Source organism: Daejeonella sp. (assembly GCF_030695525.1).
Classification (GTDB): Bacteria; Bacteroidota; Bacteroidia; order Sphingobacteriales; family Sphingobacteriaceae; genus Daejeonella.
Genome location: NZ_JAUYSS010000047.1, coordinates 1 through 22,057, shown reverse-complemented (window position 1 = coordinate 22,057; position 22,057 = coordinate 1). Strand labels below are relative to the sequence as shown.

Sequence of the window (22,057 nt, the reverse complement as noted above, 5' to 3'; positions counted from 1 at the left end):
AGATAAATGACCTATCATACCTTTACCGAAAGTAAGCTACGGGACTTTACAAAATCCATTTTCATAAAAATGGGATGTAGCTCAGAGCATGCAGAATTGGCCGCTGACGTACTCCTCAAAGCAGACCTTCGCGGTATTGACTCACATGGCGTGGCCAGATTAACCGGTTATGTTCGCTTGTGGGAAAAAGGACGCATCAATCCAAGGCCGGAAATTAAAATAGTCCATGAAACCCCAACAACAGCCACTATTGATGGAGATGCCGGTTTAGGTCTTGTGGTAGCTCCTTTTGCAATGGAAGTGGCTATTGAAAAAGCAGAGAAATATGGTTCCGGCTGGGTTTCGGTCAGGAACTCCAATCATTTTGGGATTGCTGCCTATCATACCATGATGGCTGTTGACAAGGATATGATTGGTTTTGCAATGACCAATGCGAGTCCGCTGGTTGCACCTACCTTTTCCAATGAGCGGATGCTTGGTACTAATCCGATGTGCTATGCCTTTCCCGCCGGCAAATATCCACCTGTCATTGTAGATATGGCAACCTCTGCAGCTGCCAATGGCAAACTGGAGATCGCCCAGCGCACCGGAAAACCTGTTCCTGAAGGCTGGATCCAGGATGCGAAAGGACATCCATCTATCGATCCACATGAATTAAAAAGAGGTGGCGCCTTATTGCCTCTGGGAAGCGACAGGGACCACGGTAGCCATAAAGGCTTTGGACTAAGCGCAACAGTAGATATTCTCTCTGCAGTGCTCTCAGGTGCCAATTATGGCCCCTGGGCACCCCCCTTTGTTGCATTTATGGAGCCATCCGACAATCCGGTTGGGAAGGGATTAGGTCATTTTTTAGGTGCGATGAGGGTTGATGGTTTCAGACCGGTTGATGAATTCAAAACACATCTTGACAATTGGATAGAGCGTTTCAGCTCGGCAGAACCAATCAGTAAAAATCAGAAAGTGATTATTCCGGGTGACCCAGAGCTGATTGCAGAAAAAGAGCGGCAGAGCAATGGTATTCCTCTTATTGAAGAAGTTTGCAATGATCTGAATGGTCTTGCAGACAAGTTGGGGATCAGCAGACTAAGTTAATCTTATCCTGAAATTCAATTTCAAGCCTTAAACTTATTAAAATATGTTAAACATTCAGGGATGTATGGTTAAAAAGTTCATTTAATCTATATTCGCATATATGATTCAATTCAAGATGAAAGTTTGCCGTTCATTATTTATCGTTCTCCTGTTTTTGTTGCAGGCCGGTCAATTGTATGCTCAGGACACGATAAGTTTAAAGACTATAGTAGACCGATCCCAAAAGCTGATTGAAGATTATCCATCAGAAAAAGTTTATCTGCATTTCGACAAGCCATATTATGCTGTCGGAGATACTATCTGGTTTAAAGCCTATGTTGCTACAGGACAGGATTTACCCTCAGACCTGAGTAAGGTTCTGTATGTGGATATTATCTCTGAGAATGATACCCTTATCAGGTCAATGAAACTACCAGTGGTTAATACTTCTGCTTACGGCAGTATTACACTTGATCCAACAATCTACAAATCAAGCAATTATAGAATAAGAGCTTATACTTACTGGATGTTAAATTTCAGTGATGAATACTTTTTTACTAAAACTATCACAGTTGGAAATGCAATAAACAGAAATATCATTACAACTATTTCCCTCCGTGGCGAGAATCCGGATACTTCACCATTAATCAATGCCAAAATAGTATTCAAAGACCCTGATGGCAAACCATTTGCCAATAAAAGATTAAGCTGGAGTCTTATCTCCAGATTTGAGACCATTGCCCGAGGCAGGGAAACTACCAATGCCGATGGAATGGTCACTTTAAAATTAAGCGCCGGACAGAAAGCAGCTTTAGATACCGGAATACTTGAAACAGTGCTTGAAGCAGAGACCACTAAACTGATAAGTTCTAAATTCCCTTTGAAAAATTCATTTGCCGGAGCAGATTTACAATTCTTTCCGGAAGGAGGGGATTTACTTGAAAATGTAAGCACTAAAGTAGCATTCAAAGCTCTTCAGGAAAAGGGACTTGGACTCGATGTTAAGGGAGAAATTGTTGACAATACAGGAAAAGTGATCAGTAGCATACAGTCACAGCATCTGGGAATGGGATCATTTACACTTTTGCCCGAAACCGGTAAAAGTTATAAAGCCAACCTCAATTTTTCTAACGGATTAAAGAAAACTATTCCACTGCCTGAAATAAAACCTTCAGGAATTTCTCTGGCAGTTTTGAACTCCACGCCAACAAATATCATTTTGCAGCTTTCAGCTACACAGTCATTTTTTGACAAAAACCATGATAAAAACTTTTACCTTATTGCCAGAAGCAAGGGTGTAATCTGCTTTGCAGCCCAGACTAACTTAGCCACAATTAATATTGGAGCATCTCTACCAAAAAACAAGTTTCCTACCGGAATCGTACAAATTACCCTGTTCACAAATAAAGGTGAACCATTAACCGAGCGATTGATATTTGTAAATCACACAGATGTTTCAAGCATCAGTATAAACACGGATAAAAAGGTTTATGGCTCGAGACAGCCGGTAAAAATGAACATCAATGCAAAAAGCAATAATGTACCGGTTGAAGGAAATTTTTCCCTTTCGGTAATCAATGAAACCAAAGTTCCTCATTCTGAAGATGAAGAGACAACAATTCTGAGCTCCTTTCTGCTATCCTCAGAATTAACAGGATATATTGAAAAACCAAATTATTATTTCAACCAGACCAATGACAAAAAGTTGGCAGATCTTGATTTGCTAATGCTAACCCAGGGATACAGAAAATTCTCATATGAAGATATCATCAAGGACCGGGAACCCGTAATTAGTGTTCTTCCTGAACAGGGAATTGAATTTTCGGGAATATTGCGTACCTCAAACGGAATGCCGGTTTCCAAAGGTAGTTTGAAACTGGTGGTTCCTGAGAGCCGGTTCTATGCTGAAACCGCAACTAATCTGAAAGGTGAGTTCAAATTTGAAAAAGTGATGATTACCGATTCTGCAGAAGCTACCATCAGTGCCAGAAGTTCAACTGCAGCCCAGAACATGATGATCATGCTGAATGGAACAGCATTTCCAACAAATGGCAAAAATATCAATGCAGCGGATGAAGAACTCAATATTGACAGCGCTTTGGCTACTTACCTCGATAATAGTAAAAGACAATATTTTCTGGCGACACAAATGCTTCAGGAAGTAGTAGTAACGGCCACTGCGACAAAAAAAGCAAGCCATATGGATCACCCTGCCCTTTCCGGACTTGGTGCCCAGGCTGATCATGTGATTGATGGCGAGCGTTTTAAGGGCTGCACGATCTTACTAAACTGTCTTCAAACTGCAACCGCCGGACTTACTTTTAACAATAATAATTTTTACGTGACCAGGGTCTATAATTCGGGGCTTAGGGTACCTGTGCAGATTTTTTTCAATGGGATGCCTGTCGATGCCAATTATCTGAACAATATCAATCCGGCGGATGTTGACAATATTGAGGTGTTTTTAAGGGATGAATTGGGTATGGTGAACCGGATGTACAATACCAATGGAGTATTGGTGATAAACTCGAAAGTCACCCCTAAGGGGACCCCTGTAAGTGCTGAGGAACTCAGGAAATTATTCCCGCAGAATAATGTTCTGACTTTCAACCCTCATGGATATATTAAAAAGAGAGAGTTCTATTCTCCCAAATATCTTAGTCCCGAAAGCCGTACTACCGGTTCCGACTTACGCAGTACAATTTACTGGAACCCCAGAATCTTTACAGACAAAGCGGGCAATATGGCAGTTGAATTTTATAATGGAGATAATAAAGGAACCTACAAAGCAATCGTTGAAGGCACAGACATTGATGGAAATCTCTCCAGGTATATTTACAGGTATAAGGTTGAGTAAGGAACTTTGTACTCATTTTACAAAATTTGATCTATACTAGCGGAGTTCGCTCAGCTGCTGAAAGGCAGTTATCGGGATAAAAGCCGATCTAAAACAAAAAAAGCCCTGCAACTAATCGCAGAGCTTTAAAATAGATTTAAAATTTTAATGAATTCCACCCAATAATCTGCTCCAGCGCACTTTATCGAAGAAAGTGCCTTTAGTATTCCAGCTCATCCATACAAACAAAGCCTTTCCCACAATGTGGTCATCAGGTACAAAACCCCAATAACGTGAATCCAGGGAATTATCCCGGTTATCACCCATCATCCAGTAATAATTCATTTTAAAAGTATAGCTGTCTGTCTTTTTGCCGTTTATCAGGATGTCATTTCCAACTCTTTCAATGGTATTTCCTTCATAAACTGAAATTACACGCTCATAAATTGAATAATTGTTAGCATCCAGTTTTACAGTCCAGCCTTGTTTTGGTACAATTAAAGGGCCGAAATTGTCGGCATTCCATTTAATTGAAGGATTATGTGGAAATATCTGGGAATCAAATTCATTCAATGGCCTGACATAAAGGTTCACACTCTTCACATTCGACCATCCTTTAATAATTTCTGCATCTTTCTCTGTCATATTAAAAATATACTCATCGGCAGACGAGCGTTGAGCTTCAATATTCAGATCTTCTATAGCCTGAGGGTTAAAATCAGTCCCATCAGATTTTACATAATAATATTTTTCACCAAAAACAGGAGCTTCAGCAGGCTTATTGTTCAGATAAACCCTGGCATCTTTAATTTGTACGGTATCCCCTCCTATAGCCATACAACGTTTAATATAATTCTCGCGTTTATCAACTGGTCGCGACAAGGGAGGATCTGCATCCATTGGAAAGTTAAACACAACTACATCGTTCCTTTTTACCTCTCCAAGTCCGGGCAGCCGGCGATAATCCCACTTAAGGCCTTCCCAATAAGCTTTGGTTCCGGTTATCGGCATGGTATGATGAGCAAAAGGAAATGATACCGGTGTGATAGGCATTCTTGCTCCATAATTCACCTTACTCACAAAAAGATAATCTCCTACAAGCAGTGTTTTCTCCATCGATCCTGTTGGAATAACATAGGCCTCTATAAAAAGTCCCCTGATCAGGGTAGCTGCCACTACTGCAAACAGAATGGCATCAAACCACTCTCTGCCGGCACTTTTCTTGATCCGTGCTTTCTTATCTTTCGATTTATTCTTATTGGTTAAACTCATGTCCTATTGGTAATCAATTTAAATGCTAAAATCAAACATATCAGTGATATTAAAAAATCCGGTTTTGTCTTCAAGCCATTCTGCAGCCATTACAGCTCCCAGAGCAAATCCGGCCCGGCTATGAGCCTTATGCTTGAAAACAATATCATCCACTTCTGAACTGTAAATCACAGTATGAGTGCCGGGGACATCCTCTATGCGATGTGATTCGATCAGTAACTGATCAGGTTTCGGTATTAATTCCTCTCCTGAACCAATCAACTCATTCACCCATTCATTCTTGCGGCCAAGTTCCGAAATAATACCTTCTGCAATAGTCATAGCGGTACCACTGGGTGAATCGAGTTTTTCTGTATGATGAATCTCTTCTACCTGAACCTCGTATTGAGGATACCTGTTCATGATCTTTGCAAGCACTTTATTCATGAAAAAGAACACATTCACTCCAATACTGAAATTAGATGCATATAAAAGGGTATTGTTACTCTCTTCACACTTATTCTTAACTTCCTGTAAACGACCATACCACCCTGTGGTACCCACCACAACGGGAACATGTGCTGCAAAACAAATTTCAATATTGCTCAGGGCAGAATCGGGTGTACTAAAATCTATGGCCACATCTGCCTTTTCTAAATTGGTTACACTTAAGTCCTCTAAATTATTAATATTGACTTTCAGAACAACTTCATGGCCTCTTTCAATCGCAAATTGTTCAATGATACGGCCCATTTTACCATATCCAAGAATAGCTATCTTCATTTATTTTAAATTAAATAATTTTATAATGCTCATAAACTCAGTTTTAACTTTAGCCCTACCGAAGGAGAAAAAACTGAGGCATGAACAGGCACCTGACCTACAGAAGGTTGTACTTTCAGGGACAATTCATCTGAGATATCAAACCTGAAAAACTTTGCATCAACATAAGCATCAATGATTGTTATAGCATAAAATCCCAGCCCGGCTAACACAGAAAGATCACGATCACGTCTGTAAGCATCCTTAATCTGAATAATCCCCTCATTGGTATACCCTGCGAAGAGGGGATTTTGTGTTTTTTGAGGGTTCAGTTCACGAAACTGTGCCTCCTTCAAAAAGACTTGATAGTTACGCTGATTAAACTCAAAAACAAGGCCAATGCCAATAAAACCACCATAAACCAGTGGTACTTTCCACCAGCGCTTATTGTATATCTGGCCGAGTCCCGGCAACATCAATGATTTCATCGCCGCACGACGTGGCATTGCTTCAATGGCAAGACGGGCAGAATCTTTCAGGGCTGGCTCTTTCTTAACCTGTACTTTACTACTGTCTGATTTAGCAGGTGGAGCATCTTTAACCTGAGAAAGCGCATCCCTTTGCGTTAAAAAACACATAAGGATGAGCCCTAAAAGGATCTTTAGTTTCATTACCAGTCTAACATTTCCAGAATCCGGTTCAGATCATCATCAGACATAAACCCAATTTCTATTGAGCCTTTCCCTTTTTCACTCAGTTTTAGCTTAACATTGGTACTAAACTTTGAGGCGAGATCATCCTGAATTTTCATGTATTGAAATGACATTCCAACTGCCTTCACTGGTTTTTTTCCTTCACCGATACTTTGTAACTGCCGAACTAATTCTTCCACCTTACGCACCGAAAGTCCGCGATTGATTATCTCCTGAAAAAGATATAGTTGTTTGTCTACATCCTCTACCGAAATAAGAGCACGAGCATGCCCCATAGAGATCTCTTTATCTCGGATAGAAGCCTGAATAGCAGGAGGAAGTTTTAATAAACGCAGGTAATTGGTTACGGTAGAGCGGTTCTTGCTCACTCGTTCGCCGAGCTGCTCCTGCTTCAGATTACATTCATCAATCATTCGCTGAAAACTCAATGCGACTTCAATGGCATTCAGGTTTTCACGTTGAATATTTTCGATGAGCGCCATTTCCAGCATTTGCTGATCATTGGCAGTACGAACATATGCCGGAATCTCGGTCAAGCCAGCAAGCCTGGATGCCCGCAAACGACGTTCACCTGAAATAAGCTGATAAGAATTCTGTCCTGATTGTCTGACAGTAATTGGCTGAATCAAGCCCTGCAATTTGATCGACTCTGCAAGTTCCTGCAAGGCTTCAGGATCAAAATCAGTACGGGGTTGAAATGGATTAACCTGAACCTGACTGATCTTTACAGAGCTGATAGAGCCCAGGGAGGAACTTTCATTGCTTACCTGCTGTCTGTCATTTTCCGGCAAATCCGAATCATCCAAAAGAGCTCTTAATCCCCTTCCTAATCCTGTTTTCTTTTGGTAGATCATATTATACTAAAGCTTGTTTTAAAGCCTCCTCATTCGAAACCAATCCATTTTTTCGGATGATTTCACGGGCTAAATTAAGGTAATTGATTGCACCTTTACAGTTTGCATCATGCATAATCACCGAGATTCCATAACTTGGAGCTTCACTTAAACGGGTATTCCGCTGGATGATTGTATCGAAGACCAGTTCCTGGAAATGGGTCTTTACTTCCTCAACAACCTGATTTGACAAACGGAGCCTGACATCATACATAGTCAGCAATATACCTTCGATCTGAAGATTAGGATTTAAACGACTCTGAACAATCTTTATGGTGTTCAGCAATTTACCCAGTCCTTCAAGAGCAAAATACTCACACTGAACCGGAATAATTACTGAATCGGCTGCCGTTAAGGCATTGATTGTAATTAAACCAAGTGAAGGGGAACAGTCGATGATTATGAAATCATAATTATCACGGATCTTATCCAGAACCGCTTTCATTTTATATTCCCTGTTTGTTAAATTAATCATTTCAATCTCAGCACCTACCAGATCAATATGGGCAGGTAAAAGATCAAGGTTTGGAGTATCGGTATTTTGAATAGCCTCCAATGGATCTATCTCGTTAATTATGCACTCATATATGCTGGCCTTAATTGTACGAGGGTCAAATCCTATTCCTGATGTTGAATTTGCCTGCGGATCCGCATCAACCAAAAGAGTACGGTATTCAAGTACAGCTAAACTCGCTGCAAGATTTATGGCTGAAGTAGTTTTTCCCACGCCCCCTTTTTGATTTGCTAATGCGATAATTTTGCTCATTTTTAAAAAATAATTACAAATACGTGATATTAAAAAGCTTAAACAATAAATTCCAAACAGTTCAAAACACTACTTTTGGTTGTATAAATAAGACTTTTTAATAAATTCTAAGATACAAACTTAAAACTAATTACACCGCGGGGCGATTTTCGTTTTGCACATCTTATCCACAAAATGACAACAATAATTTCCGGTACTAATCGTGAAGGAAGTAATTCACTTAAAGTCGCCGAATATTACCTTAGGCAATTGTCTGAAAGAGGTTTCGACTCAGAAATTTTCTCACTTTCTGAGCTTCCCCGCGATCTGATCAGTTCCGATCTTTATGGAAAACGCAGCGAAGCCTTTCAAAGTATTCAGGACAAAATTACTGCAAGCAGCAAATTCATCTTTGTCATACCTGAGTATAATGGAAGCTTTCCCGGAGTTTTAAAGACTTTTATTGATGCTTCTGCTTTTCCTGAAAGTTTTTTTGGAAAAAAGGCCGCGCTCGTCGGACTCTCAAGCGGCAAATATGGTAACATACGGGGTATTGATCATTTTACCGGAATCTGCCATTATATCAATATGCATGTCCTGCCATTACGTATCCATATACCAAACATCAGGAAAGAACTTGATGAAAACGGGAACCTTTATAACGAAGACACCATAAAATTTACTAATCAGCAGATTGATCGGTTTATAGCATTTTAAACGCTGACAGGGTTTAAAACCCTGTCAGCGTTGCCAGAACCCTGTCAGCGTTAAATATTAAACCTTATCCATCCCTTTCCTTCATATCCAAAAGCAAACTGCTTTGGGCTAATGATCTCGGCCATAATCTCAATACTGTCAGTTATCCTCGGTCCTGATCTGTTAAAATACTGATTGCCATCGACGATATAAAATCTGTTCTCCTGAATCGCCTTTAACGCCCGCCATCCGGGTAGTTCCAGCAAAAGATTGATCTCCCTTAATGTTCTCTCAACCGAAAACCCACAAGGCATCAGAACGATTATATCGGGATCTTGATTCTGAATATCCTCAAAACTTACATAGCCCGAATGCTTTCCTTTCTCTGAAAGCACCGGAACACCGCTTGCAATTTCAATGATTTCAGGTGTCCAGTTTCCGGCGATCATCAGGGGTGAAAGCCATTCTATACAGGCAACTTTGGGTTTCTCAGTACTGAATTTGAGTTTATGGCGAATGATATTAATCCGCTCTTCTGATAATTCCAGGAAATCTGCCCCGGCTGCTCCCACTCCAAGCTGATCAGCCAGGTTTTGGATGTCCCGGTAAATATCAGCTAATCCATGAGGCTCCAAAGAAATCAACTGACAGTCCTTTTCAAGCAGATTCTTCATCGCAAATTCCACATCCTTTGTACTTACAGCACAAACATCACATTGAGCCTGGGTAATAATAACATCAGGTGCCAGGCTTTTTATCAGTTCTTTGTCTATAGTATAAATTGAAAGTGAATCAGAGAGAATTTCTTTAACCTGCCTGTCTATTTCTTCACTATCGGATCCCGGAAGAAATTTTGCTGAAGAACATACCGGCAGATCCAGAACACTTTCAGGATAATCACATTCATGCGATCGGCCAATAAGCTGCTCCTCTAATCCAAGCGCACAAATAATTTCTGTGGCTGCCGGCAACAGGGAAATAATTTTTCTATCCTGCATCTATTCTCAATTTTGGCAAATGTACAATTATTAAAAAATAATGCCCCGGTCTTGAGGCCGGGGCATTATTTTTATTCTATAATCTTACTGGATATTATTGAGTCCCGTTATTCTGTTCTCCCTGCTTAAGATCATCATTCGTTACACCACGTTTTTTTCGTGGAGCCTGCATGGTCAATTTTCCAAATCGATAACTGAAGCTCGTTCCAAACGAGCGGAAAGGAACTGAGAAATTACTGGTTTGAACAAAATCTGCTCCGGTAATATTCTGACGGAAATTCTTGTTCTCATTGAATGGATCAATGATAGTCAAACCGATACTTCCTTTCTTTTTCATGATTTCTTTCTTCAAACCAAGATTCCACATATTGAAAGATGGATTTTTACCCTGGGAAGTACGGCGCGGAGAATTAGTGATTAGGAATGTCTCGAATGTAAGTCCCTTAGGAAAAACATAGGAACCCATCAGAAAGGCATTATAGATCAGCTGCGTATTGGTATTACTAACAGTAAATCCACTATTTGCATTAATATCATAGGTAAATACATTGAAGTTGCCTCTGAATGTCAGAGGCTTTACCGGATTAATTTGTCCGAAAAAATTAAACCCAACTGAATTATTACTTCCAACATTTCTGAAAGTTGTTCTTGAACCTGTAGCAGTATTTCCTGTTGCGGGATCGGTAACTGAAACAGGGATTACAAAGCTTTCAATAATATCATTGGTACGGCGGTAATAAACCGAAGCATTCATCACAGAGCTTTTTACGAATTTGGAATAATTAAATTCAATATTATGCGACAACTCAGGCTGCAGCGCAGGGTTTCCCTGCGACTGGTTGAAGATGTCTGCACTGTTCAGGAATGGATTCAGGTAAAACAAACTCGGCCTTTGCAAACGCTGGTTATAACTTAACTTAACCGTTGAAAAGTTTTTGAACGTTCTTGAAACTACAAAACTTGGAACCAGATTAGAATAACTGCTGTTAAATGGGGATGCCGCAGCACCCACAGATCTCGCATCACCCTTGATCTCAGTCCCTTCATAACGCGCACCAGCCCTGATACCGAATTTCTTAGCCAGTGTAAAAGCAAATGTGGCATAAGCCGAGTATACATCCTGATTGTAATCATAGATATAGGTACGGGATGAGATTGGTGTGAATATATTTGTAGTCGAATTAAAGTTGCGGGTTTGATTATCACTTACAATATCCCTGAGAATACCTTTCAATCCTGTTTCGAAAGTCACCTTTTTAAAGGGATGGGTATAATCTATCTGAATTGTATTTTCTGTATTATCCGCATTATTATCTCCGTATTCATCAATTATGGTATTTGAAAAGTCGGTTGTATAGTCACTATTCTGTTTACTGTTTGTGAACTGATAGGCAAATGAGATCTGTTGATCCTTCTTCTTAAACTTGTGAAGATAGTCACTGCTCCAGTCAATCCCATTCATTTGCATCTGGTTATTACTCAAACGGGTAAAATTAGCCATAGCCCCATTGAAACTATTCTGGTTTAGATTGCTGCCGTTCGCACTATTACTGAACCCATTCAAACGTAAATTTGAACTAATCGAATTGAAACTGTTGAAATCATAATCAGCTCCGATTGAACCATTCATTGCCAGTCTGTCTGTTCTGCTGTCACCTGCCTGACTTATAATTTGTGTACCTGCCGTATTAGTTCGATTAAATGAGATATTACTGGTTTGAGGCCAGGAGTAGAAACCTCCCCCATTGGCAGTTAGAGCTAAACGGCCTGTTTTTGCGTTCAGATTGACATTACCGCTGTTCTGTCTTGTTCCTACCCCACCATTTACCGAGCCACTTACCCCGGCCAGATTATTCTTTTTTGTAATGATATTGATTATCCCTGAAGTACCTTCTGCATCATATTTTGCGGAAGGAGAAGTGATTACCTCAACATTCTTGATCTGGTCAGCCGGAATTGCCTTCAGGGCATCAGCCATATTATTGGCCATAGAGCCTGAGGGTTTCCCATTTATCAATACCCTAACATTCTGACTTCCTCTAAGGGATACATTTCCTTCAAAATCGACCGAAAGCAACGGTACTTTACGCAGCACATCGGTAGCATTTCCACCGGCGATGGCAACATCCTGTTCTGCATTGTATACCAGTTTGTCAATCTTGTTTTCAATGATAGGTGCGGTACCTGTTACCACAACTTCATTCAACATATTCTGATTTGGAGAAAGAAAAATCCTGCCAAGATTTAAATCAGGTTTAGCCAGTGTAGTTTTCACCGAATCGATTAATTTAGTCTGATAACCCAGAAAAGCAATGGTTATACGATAAACACCCGCCGAAATATTTTCTATTTTGAAGGAACCTTTTTCATCAGTCAATGCACCATTGGTTGTTTTTTCAGAACCTGCACGGCCTAAAGAGATTGTAGCATAATCAATCGGAGTGCGGGTTATCGAATCGAGAATAATACCCGATATTCTGCCCGTTACGCTCGGAGCTGCTGCGCCACCCATTCCCTGTGCCTGAACAACCGAAACACCGGAAAGCAATAATAGTATTGTAAATAAACGTTTCATTTAATTGGTTTAGAATTTAGTCGCGAAAGTACATCTATTGTTACAGCAACAAGGCTGCAAATTGTTGACCCAAAGTAAAATCTAAGACACAAGAAAAATCCAATGGTTTAACAGGGTCAGAAATAGTCTGTTAAAAAGAGGTAGGGTTCGGGAATAACCATGATAGAGCTGATTTAAATCCGCATATCTATCATGGTTATAAAATTTATACTACAAGATTAATTATTTTACCTTTCACGAAAATAATTTTCTTAATGTTCTTGCCTTCGAGATATTTTTTCAAATCTTCATTAGCATGTATAATTTCTTCAACCTCTGCCTGTGAAAGGCTCAGGGAGATATTAAGATTCATTCGGGTCTTACCATTTACTGAGACCGGATAGGAAAATTCATTCTCAACCAAATATTCCGGATTGAACTGCGGATAAGCTGCAACTGATAATTTACCAGGGGCATTTCCCAGTAAACTCCATAACTCCTCGGTTATATGAGGTGCATAAGGAGCAAGTACAATCACAAGATCCTGAAGGATTTTCCTTTTATTGCATTTCAGATCAGTCAGCTCATTCACACAGATCATGAAACTGGAGACTGATGTATTAAATGAAAATCGCTCTATATCTTCTTCAACTTTGCGAATGATCTTATGAAGTGCTTTGTACTCAGCTTTTGATGGTTCTTCATCTGAAACATTGAAATTAAACTCATCATCATGGAAAAGTTTCCAGAATTTACGTAAGAATTTAAAAACCCCTTCAATTCCGTTCGTATTCCATGGCTTACTTTGTTCCAGCGGACCAAGGAACATTTCATACATCCTCAGGGTATCAGCTCCAAAGCGCTCAATGATATCATCGGGGCTAACCACATTGAATTTGGATTTAGACATTTTTTCAACCTCAACCCCGCAGATATACTTGCCGTTTTCGAGAATGAATTCAGCATTTGCAAACTCAGGTCTGAATGCTTTAAATTTTTCAAGATCCAGAATCTCATTCATCACAATATTTACATCTACATGAAGTGCTGATGTAGTGTACTGAGATTTTAAACCATTGGATACGAATTTATTAGTTCCGCGGCCCTCTTCATCAATTATCCGGTAAACAAAATTAGACCGTCCCTGAATCATCCCCTGATTAATCAGCTTTTTGAAAGGCTCCTCTTCAACCACATATCCAAGATCTTTCAAAAATTTATTCCAGAAGCGGCTGTAAAGTAAGTGTCCGGTAGCGTGTTCGGAGCCGCCGATATACAAATCAACATCCTTCCAGTAAGAGATTGCCTCAGCCGGAGCGAAGGTATCCTGTTTACGATCCTCCTGTGAGGCCATATACCGATACCAGTACCAGCTTGAACCTGCCCAACCGGGCATGGTGCTGAGCTCATATTCGAGATCATCCTTATATTTCCAGTTGTCTGCCCTTCCCAACGGCGGTTCTCCGCTTTCTGTTGGCAGATATTTATCTACTTCCGGTAAAACCAGTGGAAGATCTTCCCTGTCAATCAGGTAAGGAAGTCCGTCTTTGAAATACACTGGAACAGGTTCTCCCCAGTAACGCTGGCGTCCAAATATCGCATCGCGCAAGCGGAAATTCACTTTGGCTTTACCCGCACCTAATTCTTCAAGTTTAGTAATAAGTGTAGTTGTAGCCTCTTTGTATTTCAGTCCGTTGATTATGCCTGAATTGATATAATGTCCTTCCTTGGTAGAATCAGCCTCTTTATCGAGATTAGTCTGGGCATCTGATATTGCAACAATTGGCAATCCAAACTTAGTCGCAAACAGCCAGTCGCGCTGATCACCAGAAGGCACTGCCATTACAGCACCGGTTCCATATCCTGCCAATACATAATCAGCTATCCAGATAGGAATTGGCTCATTTGTTATGGGATGCCTGGCATAGCTTCCGGTAAATGCACCGGAAACCGTTTTTGTATCGGCCATACGATCAAGCTCAGTTTTCTTTTTAGTCTGGTCGATATAGTTAAGAATCTCAGTTTCCTGTTCAGGAGTGGTTAGTCCGGCAACGTATTCATGCTCTGGTGCGATTACAAGGAAAGTTGCCCCATAAATGGTGTCAACACGGGTTGTGAATACTTCTATAAAAGCCTCACCCCGGCCCTCTCCGAAGGAGAGGGAGCCCGGATAGGAGCCGGGGGTGAGGCCAAATCTCACCAGCGCACCCACACTCTTCCCAATCCAGTTCCTTTGCATCTCTTTTAAAGGATCCGGCCAGTCAATTCCATCCAGTCCCTGCAGCAAACGATCAGCATAAGCAGTAATACGCATACTCCATTGCATCATTTTCTTCTGCTCAACAGGATATCCACCCCGCTCAGAATAACCATCTTTCACCTCATCATTGGCTAAAACAGTCCCTAATGCCGGGCACCAGTTCACAGTACTTTCACGCAGATAGGTAAGTCTGTATTTCAGCAACTCTGTTTGCTTTTCAGTATCCGGCAATTCCTTCCACTCTTCAGCAGAAAATATGCAGACATCGTCATCACATACTGCTTTTAAACCGGCAGTTCCTGAATTTTCAAATATTTTGATCAACTCATCAATGCTTTCTGCCTTATTACTTTCAAGGTTATACCATGAATTAAAAAGCTGCATAAAGATCCATTGGGTCCATTTATAATAATCCGGATCGCTGGTACGTACTTCACGACTCCAGTCAAATGAAAAACCCAGATTATCAAGCTGTTCCCGATAGCGGTTTATGTTTGTTTCAGTAGTAATTGCAGGATGTTGTCCGGTTTGAATCGCATATTGCTCTGCAGGTAAACCAAATGAATCATATCCCATAGGATGCAAAACATTAAATCCTTTCAGACGTTTGTATCTCGCAAAGATATCGGAGGCAATGTATCCGAGCGGGTGCCCCACATGTAATCCCGCACCCGATGGGTATGGAAACATATCCAAAACATAATATTTTGGTTTTGCAGAACTGTTATCGACTTTAAAAGTCTGATTTTCGGCCCAGAATTTTTGCCACCTCTTCTCTATATCTCTGAATTGATAATCCATTGTAAAATTGATAAGTTGCGAAAATACTAAAATCTACGATTTTTTGAACCAGGAGCTCCCTTTAAAAACCTCAATTAACTTACATAAATGCCTGTAGATAAAATTTTAACAAAGTTTAACTTCAAATCCAGGCATTTCAGCGCTTATTATGTAGGTTTATGATCTGAATTCTTTATTTTCGCAACATATCATTTCGCTCATGGAAGAATTTGAAAAAAGTACATCATCCGGAAAAACTAAAACCATTTATGTTTCTACTGTGATCAGTATTGCTTTAGTTCTGTTAATGACAGGGCTGCTTGGCCTGATTCTAGTACATGCGAAAAACCTTTCCAAATATGTGAAAGAGAATATTGTACTCAATATTATTGTTAACGACGGTGCCAAAGAAGTAGATATTACAGCATTACAGAAACAATTGGACGCAAATCCCTATGTCTTAAAAACACAGTATGTAAGCAAGGAACTTGCTGCCCGAAATTTAACCAAAGACCTCGGTGAAGATTTTGTTGACTTCCTTGGCTACAACCCGCTATTATCGTCAATAGATATCTATATGAAAGCTGATTATGCCAATAATGAGAGCATTGAAGCATTTTCAGCCCAATTGAGTAAAAACCCACTGGTAAAAGAAGTCATTTATCAAAAGTCTCTCGTAGATATGGTCAATCAGAATATCAGGGGAATTGGCCTGGTTATTCTCGCCTTCGCAACAATCCTGCTGATAATAGCAGTAGCACTGATTAATAATACCATCCGGCTTGCAATCTATTCGCAGCGGTTCCTGATTAAAAGCATGCAACTGGTTGGAGCAACACAAAACTTTATCCGCAAGCCTTTCCTTACCTATGGAATTCTTCACGGGCTATTTGCAGGACTTATTGCAGTAATTCTATTATTGCTTACGCTGTATTTAGCGCAGCAACAGGTTCCGGAAATGATTATTCTGCGCAACTGGTTTGAATTCGGAATTGTATTCCTGGCCGTAATCGGGATTGGTATACTGATCTCCGGACTAAGCACCTACTTTGCAGTGAGCAAGTTTCTTCGTTTAAAAATTTATGAACTATACAAATAATGGCACAGAAAAACACCCCGCTCAAGGAAAGCCCACAAGAGGGTTTCGTGTTCGGTAAGAACAATTATAGATTGATGTTACTCAGTATCATTATAGTCGTATTTGGCTTTTTACTCATGATCGGGGAAACTGATATTTATGAATTCAGGAAAATCGTCCTGGCCCCAATCGTTGTACTGGCTGGCTTTGCCATCGGTTTTATTGCAATCCTTAAAAAATAATGACTCTATATCAGGCCATTCTTCTGGCTATTATTGAAGGCCTGACTGAATTTTTACCGGTTTCTTCCACAGGCCATATGATACTTGGCTCTTCGCTGATGGGTATTCAGTCCAACAACTTTGTCAAGTTATTTACCGTTGCTATTCAGCTTGGTGCCATACTTTCAGTTATAGTACTTTACTTCAAACGGTTCTTCCAAAGCATCGGATTCTATTTCAAGCTACTTGTCGCATTTCTTCCTGCAGTATTTTTCGGATTATTACTGAGTGATAAAATCGATCAACTGCTTGAGAGTCCCCTTGCAGTCGCTATCGCCCTGCTTATTGGCGGTATTATTCTACTTTTCGTTGATAAGTGGTTTAAAAATGGCACAATCGATAATACGGATGATATAAGTTATAGCACAGCATTTAAAATTGGATTGTTTCAATGTATCTCCATGATTCCAGGGGTTTCAAGATCTGCATCAACAATTGTAGGAGGAATGTCCCAGAAATTATCACGGAAGACCGCTGCCGAATTTTCATTCTTTCTGGCAGTACCAACCATGTTTGGTGCAACTGCCAAGAAGCTGTTCGATTTCTATCAGGATGGATTTGTAATCAGCCAGGAACAGGTAAACTTATTACTTATCGGCAATATCGTAGCTTTTATAGTAGCCATGCTGGCGATCAGATATTTCATTACTTTCCTTCAAACCAGGGGATTCAGGATTTTCGGCTGGTACCGCATCATTGTGGGAGGCATTATTTTGATCCTTCTTCTTGCAGGTTATGATCTTCAAGTGATCTGATGAGCGAAAAAACAGAAAAAATATTCCCGGAATTTAATTTTGCTGAAGGTGAATTACTGCTCATCAACAAACCCTATAAATGGACCAGCTTTGATGTTGTAGGTAAGATTCGCAATTCATTTAAACCTTTAAAATTAAAAGTAGGCCATGCGGGCACACTTGATCCTCTTGCAACCGGATTACTGATCATCTGTACAGGGAAGATGACTAAGAAGATTGATCAGTTTCAAGCTCAGCAAAAGGAATATACCGGAACAATGATACTTGGTGCAAATACTCCTTCCTACGACCTTGAAACCGAAATCGACGAAACCTTCGATATCAGCCAGCTTGACGAAGGGAGTTTAAGGGCAAATACACATCAATTTACCGGTGAACTGGATCAATTCCCTCCGGCACATTCAGCCGTCAAAGTAGACGGTGAACGACTTTACATGAAAGCCCGTAGAGGAGAAAGTGTAGAACTAAAAACACGAAAAGTCAGTATCAGCCAATTTGAAATTACCCGTATTGAACTGCCTGAGATAGATTTCAGGGTTATTTGCAGTAAAGGTACTTATATCCGGTCGCTGGTGCATGATTTTGGGAGATCCCTAAATAATGCTGCACACTTAAAATCACTTCGCCGCACCAAAAGCGGAGATTATGATGTCGAAAATGCATTTGAAGTAATGGAGCTGGTGAACCATATCAGGCAGCTGAAAGAAGAGGCTAAGTTAAAATAATAATTATTCTTAGTTTTGCGCTCTCTCCCAGAAGATGAAGATTTACAATCACATTGACGAATTCAAAAAAATCCATAATGCCGTAGTTACTATTGGCACTTTTGATGGAGTGCATATCGGGCATCAGAAGATCATCAGCCGTTTACAGGAAGTCGCAAAGAAGAATGGAGGAGAAACAGTCATTCTAACCTTTTTTCCGCATCCGCGGATGATCCTTCATCCCGAAGATCTGAATATTAAGCTGATCAGTACAATGGATGAAAAAGCTGAAAAGCTTGCAGCACTTGGTATAGATCACCTGATCATTACGCCCTTCACGCGGGATTTTTCAAACCTGACACCCCAGGAATATATCCAGGAAATACTGGTTAAAAAGATAGGTACACGTCATATTATTATCGGATATGACCATCGTTTTGGGAAGGATCGTAAAGGAGGAATGAAAGAACTTCAATCCTTTTCTTCGGATTTTGGCTTTGATGTTGAAGAAATCCCTGAACAAGATATAAATGATGTTGCAGTAAGCTCAACTAAAATCAGAAATGCCATATTAAGCGGAGATGCTAAAACTGCAAAGGATTTTCTTGGATACGCATTTCAATTGAACGGAAAAGTAATCAAGGGCGACCAACTGGGTCGCGTTCTTGGATTTCCGACTGCAAACTTATTTATTGAAGAAAACTATAAACTTATCCCTTCGGATGGTATTTACGCAGTAAGTATTGAGTTCAATACTGAAGAATCTAGTCGCAAAACAGCGAAGGGCATGGCCTATATCGGTCACCGGCCCACCATCAATGGAATGAGCCGTAATATTGAAGTAAATATTTTTGATTTCGATGAGGATATCTACGGACAGATTATTCGTGTAAATTTTTTGGAGCACTTGCGTGGGGATAAAAAATTCAATTCACTCGCAGATCTCAAAAAACAATTAACCCGGGACGAAAAAGCAGCCCGAAAAATCCTCTTGCGAGCAGAATAATAGTTCTAACTTGTCAAAAAAAACGTTTTGGCAAAACTAAATATTGATAAACAGGAAGCCGAATTTCTTGGAAAGACCATACGTAACTGGGAAGACAATGGCTTAATTGACAAGCTAACCTCCGAAAAATTACAGTCTTCCTATGAAGTCAAAGGATTCGACTGGCGACGACTTGCCCAGTATTCCTTTTGGGTTGCTTTGGCCTGCGGAATGATTGCAATAGCTTCATTAATTATTGATGATGCGGTGCTCAAATGGCTCGAAAAACTTTACGATACTCCTGACATACTAATCAGCATCATCTCTGCTATCCTGGCTTCCTTACTCTTTCTTGAAGGCAATAAACGAAAGAAAAAATATCCTGAGCGGGTTTTCAGTAATGAATCCATCATCTTTTTTGGTATACTATTAACAGCAAGTTCAATTGCATTCCTTGGAAAAACCTTTGATAACGGGAAAGGGCACTTTTCAATTTTATTTCTTTTATCTGTACTTGTTTATGCCGCACTGGCCTGGAAATTCAGTTCCCACCTGATATGGGCATTTGCACTGGTGTCATTGGGGAGCTGGTTTGGTACTGAAACGGGATATCAAACCGATTGGAGTTTTTATTTTCTTGGGATGAACTATCCTCTGCGCTTTGTATTGTTTGGAATTTCACTCGTGCTGTTCAGTTTCCTGATGCTTCGCTTTAGCAAGCTGAATATATTCAGGGAGCTAACCTATATCATCGGACTCCTTTACCTATTTATCTCCTTATGGCTTCTATCTATATTTGGAAACTTCGGAAGTCTGGAGGACTGGCTGCAGATAAAACAGATCGAGCTTTTTTACTGGGGTATGATTTCACTGTTGTTTTCCATTGGCTTTACTATTTACGGCATTCGCTTCAGAGATCATATTGCCCGCGAATTCGGAATCAGCTTCCTGCTAATCAACCTTTATAGCCGCTACTTTGAATATCTATGGGATATTACAGATAAAACCATATTCTTTGGAATCATGGCACTGTCCTTCTGGCTTATCGGACGAAAAGCAGAAAAAATCTGGAATCTGGAGTTTTTAAAGAAATAAAAAAGGCCGTCCTCCGAGCGGGGACAGCCTTTAACAGATATATATTTGGTTAGACCTGCTTTGCAAATTGTACATTAATCTGCAGCTTAATCTCATCTCCTACAACAATCGCTCCAGCTTCTGTAATACCATCCCAGGTTAATCCAAATTCTTTACGGCTAATCTTGCCTGAAACTTCAAATCCTGCTTTATCATTACCATAAAAATCAGTAGCTCTGCCACCAAACTCTACATTTAGTTTTACAGGTTTGCTAACATTCTTTAAAGTCAGGTCGCCCAATAGTTCATAATCTTCACCAACTTTTTTAAAGGAAGTTGATTTGAATGAAATTTTTGGAAATTGCTCTGCATCGAAAAAATCTGCAGATTTAAGGTGTCCATCACGCTGCTCCTGATTGGTATCAATACTGTCTACATCCAACGTAAATTCAATAGCTGCATCCTGAAAGTCTTCATTTTCTGACTCCATATTGCCTGCAAAGGATTTAAACGTACCTGTAACGGTCGAAATTACAAGATGTTTTACCTTGAAATGCACTTCTGAGTGCGTTGGATCGATAATCCACTTAGTTTTTACTGCTGTTTCCATATTTTATATTTTTTAGTTTTTTCTAGTTATACAACAAAGATAAAATATTAGATGTTTAAACATGTAATTTCAACGTCATAAGATAATGGAGAGTGGAGAGTGGAGAATTGAGAAAAGAAGAAATTTATTCTTCAACACAAATTTCAATCAACAAATAGACAAATTGACTCATAGACAAATCAATTTGCTAATTATTTGGCTTTTGGGAATGGGGAATAGGAAACGGAAAATGGAGAGAAATTGTACTTCATACTCAAATTTCAATCGACAAATCGACAAATCGACAAATCAACTCATCGACAAATCCATTTGCTCATTTGCTAATTTGCTAATTACTAATCTCCAGAGAATAAGTTATCTCCACCCCTCCGGCAACCAGCATATCATGAACAGAACAGTATTTTTTTACCGCAAGCTCTGCGGCTCTTTCTGCTTTAGCAGGATCGATATCACCTTTGAGCTGAAACAATAAGTGGATTTTTGTAAAGATATTGGGTATTTGTTCCCTTCGCTCTGCTTCAACATCGACCGAAAAATCATCGATTACCTGCTTTTGCTTTTTAAGAATCATGACAAGATCCAATGAACTGCAGGAAGCTAATGCCATAAGCACCATTTCCATAGGTCGTACACCAAGTGCCTGGCCACCGATTTCCGGAGAACCATCAATATGTACTTTTACTGTTGAGGAAGGAGCTGATGCTTCAAAATGAACCGCGTCATTTACTCTTTTTAAGGCTACTTTCACTGCTTTAAAGTTTTTACAAAGTTAGGGATTTTGCAAGGCATATCCAATCTGAAAGAACCCGTGTAAACTCAGCGCACAATGGACTGATAAATTTTAACAATAGGCTCCAGCTTTAGCTGGAGTCTAAAGTTTGGCTAATTACGAGCGTAAAACAAGTTAGACAGTGAATGTATTGGGTTATTTTTTGCACTTTGCTGTTTCTGTTCCATTGCAACGAAGTCGGAGAAATTGATTCTAACTGAATCAGTCCAGCTTATGGCCTT

General features: G+C 40.0%; 19 protein-coding genes. 9 read left to right on the top strand and 10 right to left on the bottom strand.

From position 1 onward, the window contains the following. Positions 1-6 precede the first annotated feature (6 nt). Both Q8S11_RS10270 and Q8S11_RS10265 read left to right on the top strand, forming a co-directional pair. Positions 7-1,092 (top strand): Ldh family oxidoreductase, encoded by a 1,086-nt coding sequence (locus Q8S11_RS10270; protein ID WP_305662008.1) that lies wholly within the window; start codon positions 7-9, stop codon positions 1,090-1,092. A gap of 100 nt (positions 1,093-1,192) precedes the next feature. Then, positions 1,193-3,928: a carboxypeptidase regulatory-like domain-containing protein gene (locus tag Q8S11_RS10265; RefSeq protein ID WP_305662007.1), complete on the top strand. Its 2,736-nt coding sequence runs from the start codon at positions 1,193-1,195 to the stop codon at positions 3,926-3,928. 144 nt (positions 3,929-4,072) lie between these two features. Here Q8S11_RS10265 and lepB read toward each other — a convergent pair whose 3' ends face one another. The 5 genes from lepB to Q8S11_RS10240 are packed head-to-tail and all read right to left on the bottom strand — an operon-like array spanning position 4,073 to position 8,292. After that, positions 4,073-5,179 carry a signal peptidase I gene (gene lepB / locus Q8S11_RS10260; RefSeq protein WP_305662006.1) on the bottom strand — a complete coding sequence of 369 codons (1,107 nt, stop codon included), beginning with the start codon at positions 5,177-5,179 and terminating at the stop codon, positions 4,073-4,075. A gap of 18 nt (positions 5,180-5,197) precedes the next feature. Beyond that, positions 5,198-5,941, bottom strand: coding sequence for a 4-hydroxy-tetrahydrodipicolinate reductase (dapB, locus tag Q8S11_RS10255; protein ID WP_305662005.1), 744 nt, complete (start codon positions 5,939-5,941; stop codon positions 5,198-5,200). A gap of 29 nt (positions 5,942-5,970) precedes the next feature. After that, positions 5,971-6,591, bottom strand: a complete 621-nt coding sequence (locus Q8S11_RS10250) for a DUF5683 domain-containing protein (protein ID WP_305662004.1) — start codon at positions 6,589-6,591, stop codon at positions 5,971-5,973. Further along, a complete protein-coding gene (locus tag Q8S11_RS10245) occupies positions 6,591-7,487 on the bottom strand; it encodes a ParB/RepB/Spo0J family partition protein (protein ID WP_305662003.1) in 897 nt (298 codons plus the stop codon). The genes Q8S11_RS10250 and Q8S11_RS10245 overlap by 1 nt, the downstream gene beginning before the upstream one ends. Before the next feature lies 1 nt (position 7,488). Next, complete coding sequence (locus Q8S11_RS10240) at positions 7,489-8,292, bottom strand: ParA family protein (protein WP_305662002.1); 804 nt, start codon at positions 8,290-8,292, stop codon at positions 7,489-7,491. Positions 8,293-8,466: 174 nt separating this feature from the next. Between Q8S11_RS10240 and Q8S11_RS10235 the strand changes: the two genes are divergently transcribed. Further along, positions 8,467-8,988 (top strand): NADPH-dependent FMN reductase, encoded by a 522-nt coding sequence (locus Q8S11_RS10235; RefSeq protein ID WP_305662001.1) that lies wholly within the window; start codon positions 8,467-8,469, stop codon positions 8,986-8,988. Between the two features lie 50 nt (positions 8,989-9,038). On the opposite strand, the gene Q8S11_RS10230 is transcribed toward Q8S11_RS10235, so the two are convergent. The 3 genes from Q8S11_RS10230 to leuS all read right to left on the bottom strand — a co-directional run bounded on the left by Q8S11_RS10230 (position 9,039) and on the right by leuS (position 15,580). Then, on the bottom strand, positions 9,039-9,965 hold the full coding sequence (locus Q8S11_RS10230; RefSeq protein ID WP_305662000.1) for a cobalamin-binding protein: 927 nt from the start codon (positions 9,963-9,965) through the stop codon (positions 9,039-9,041). A 94-nt stretch (positions 9,966-10,059) separates the two neighbouring features. Continuing rightward, on the bottom strand, positions 10,060-12,540 hold the full coding sequence (locus tag Q8S11_RS10225) for a TonB-dependent receptor domain-containing protein (protein ID WP_305661999.1): 2,481 nt from the start codon (positions 12,538-12,540) through the stop codon (positions 10,060-10,062). Between the two features lie 205 nt (positions 12,541-12,745). Beyond that, a complete protein-coding gene (leuS, locus tag Q8S11_RS10220; RefSeq protein WP_305661998.1) occupies positions 12,746-15,580 on the bottom strand; it encodes a leucine--tRNA ligase in 2,835 nt (944 codons plus the stop codon). A 199-nt stretch (positions 15,581-15,779) separates the two neighbouring features. On the opposite strand from leuS, the gene Q8S11_RS10215 reads away from it, so the two are divergent. Genes Q8S11_RS10215 through Q8S11_RS10190 form a run of 6 tightly spaced genes read left to right on the top strand, consistent with a single transcriptional unit; the run spans position 15,780 to position 20,457 of the window. Beyond that, the gene (locus Q8S11_RS10215; RefSeq protein WP_305661997.1) at positions 15,780-16,658 is read left to right on the top strand and encodes an ABC transporter permease; all 879 of its coding nucleotides are present in this window, start codon (positions 15,780-15,782) and stop codon (positions 16,656-16,658) included. Then, the gene (locus tag Q8S11_RS10210) at positions 16,658-16,879 is read left to right on the top strand and encodes a DUF3098 domain-containing protein (RefSeq protein WP_305661996.1); all 222 of its coding nucleotides are present in this window, start codon (positions 16,658-16,660) and stop codon (positions 16,877-16,879) included. The genes Q8S11_RS10215 and Q8S11_RS10210 overlap by 1 nt, the downstream gene beginning before the upstream one ends. Beyond that, positions 16,879-17,673: an undecaprenyl-diphosphate phosphatase gene (locus Q8S11_RS10205; protein WP_305661995.1), complete on the top strand. Its 795-nt coding sequence runs from the start codon at positions 16,879-16,881 to the stop codon at positions 17,671-17,673. Before Q8S11_RS10210 ends, Q8S11_RS10205 begins: the two co-directional genes overlap by 1 nt. Next, positions 17,673-18,398, top strand: a complete 726-nt coding sequence (gene truB, locus Q8S11_RS10200; protein ID WP_305661994.1) for a tRNA pseudouridine(55) synthase TruB — start codon at positions 17,673-17,675, stop codon at positions 18,396-18,398. Before Q8S11_RS10205 ends, truB begins: the two co-directional genes overlap by 1 nt. Before the next feature lie 34 nt (positions 18,399-18,432). After that, positions 18,433-19,383, top strand: coding sequence for a bifunctional riboflavin kinase/FAD synthetase (locus Q8S11_RS10195; protein WP_305661993.1), 951 nt, complete (start codon positions 18,433-18,435; stop codon positions 19,381-19,383). Positions 19,384-19,410: 27 nt separating this feature from the next. Beyond that, positions 19,411-20,457, top strand: a complete 1,047-nt coding sequence (locus Q8S11_RS10190) for a DUF2157 domain-containing protein (RefSeq protein WP_305661992.1) — start codon at positions 19,411-19,413, stop codon at positions 20,455-20,457. Between the two features lie 49 nt (positions 20,458-20,506). On the opposite strand, the gene Q8S11_RS10185 is transcribed toward Q8S11_RS10190, so the two are convergent. Further along, positions 20,507-21,046: a YceI family protein gene (locus tag Q8S11_RS10185; protein WP_305661991.1), complete on the bottom strand. Its 540-nt coding sequence runs from the start codon at positions 21,044-21,046 to the stop codon at positions 20,507-20,509. Between the two features lie 328 nt (positions 21,047-21,374). Beyond that, the gene (locus Q8S11_RS10180) at positions 21,375-21,794 is read right to left on the bottom strand and encodes an OsmC family protein (protein ID WP_305661990.1); all 420 of its coding nucleotides are present in this window, start codon (positions 21,792-21,794) and stop codon (positions 21,375-21,377) included. Positions 21,795-22,057 lie beyond the last annotated feature (263 nt).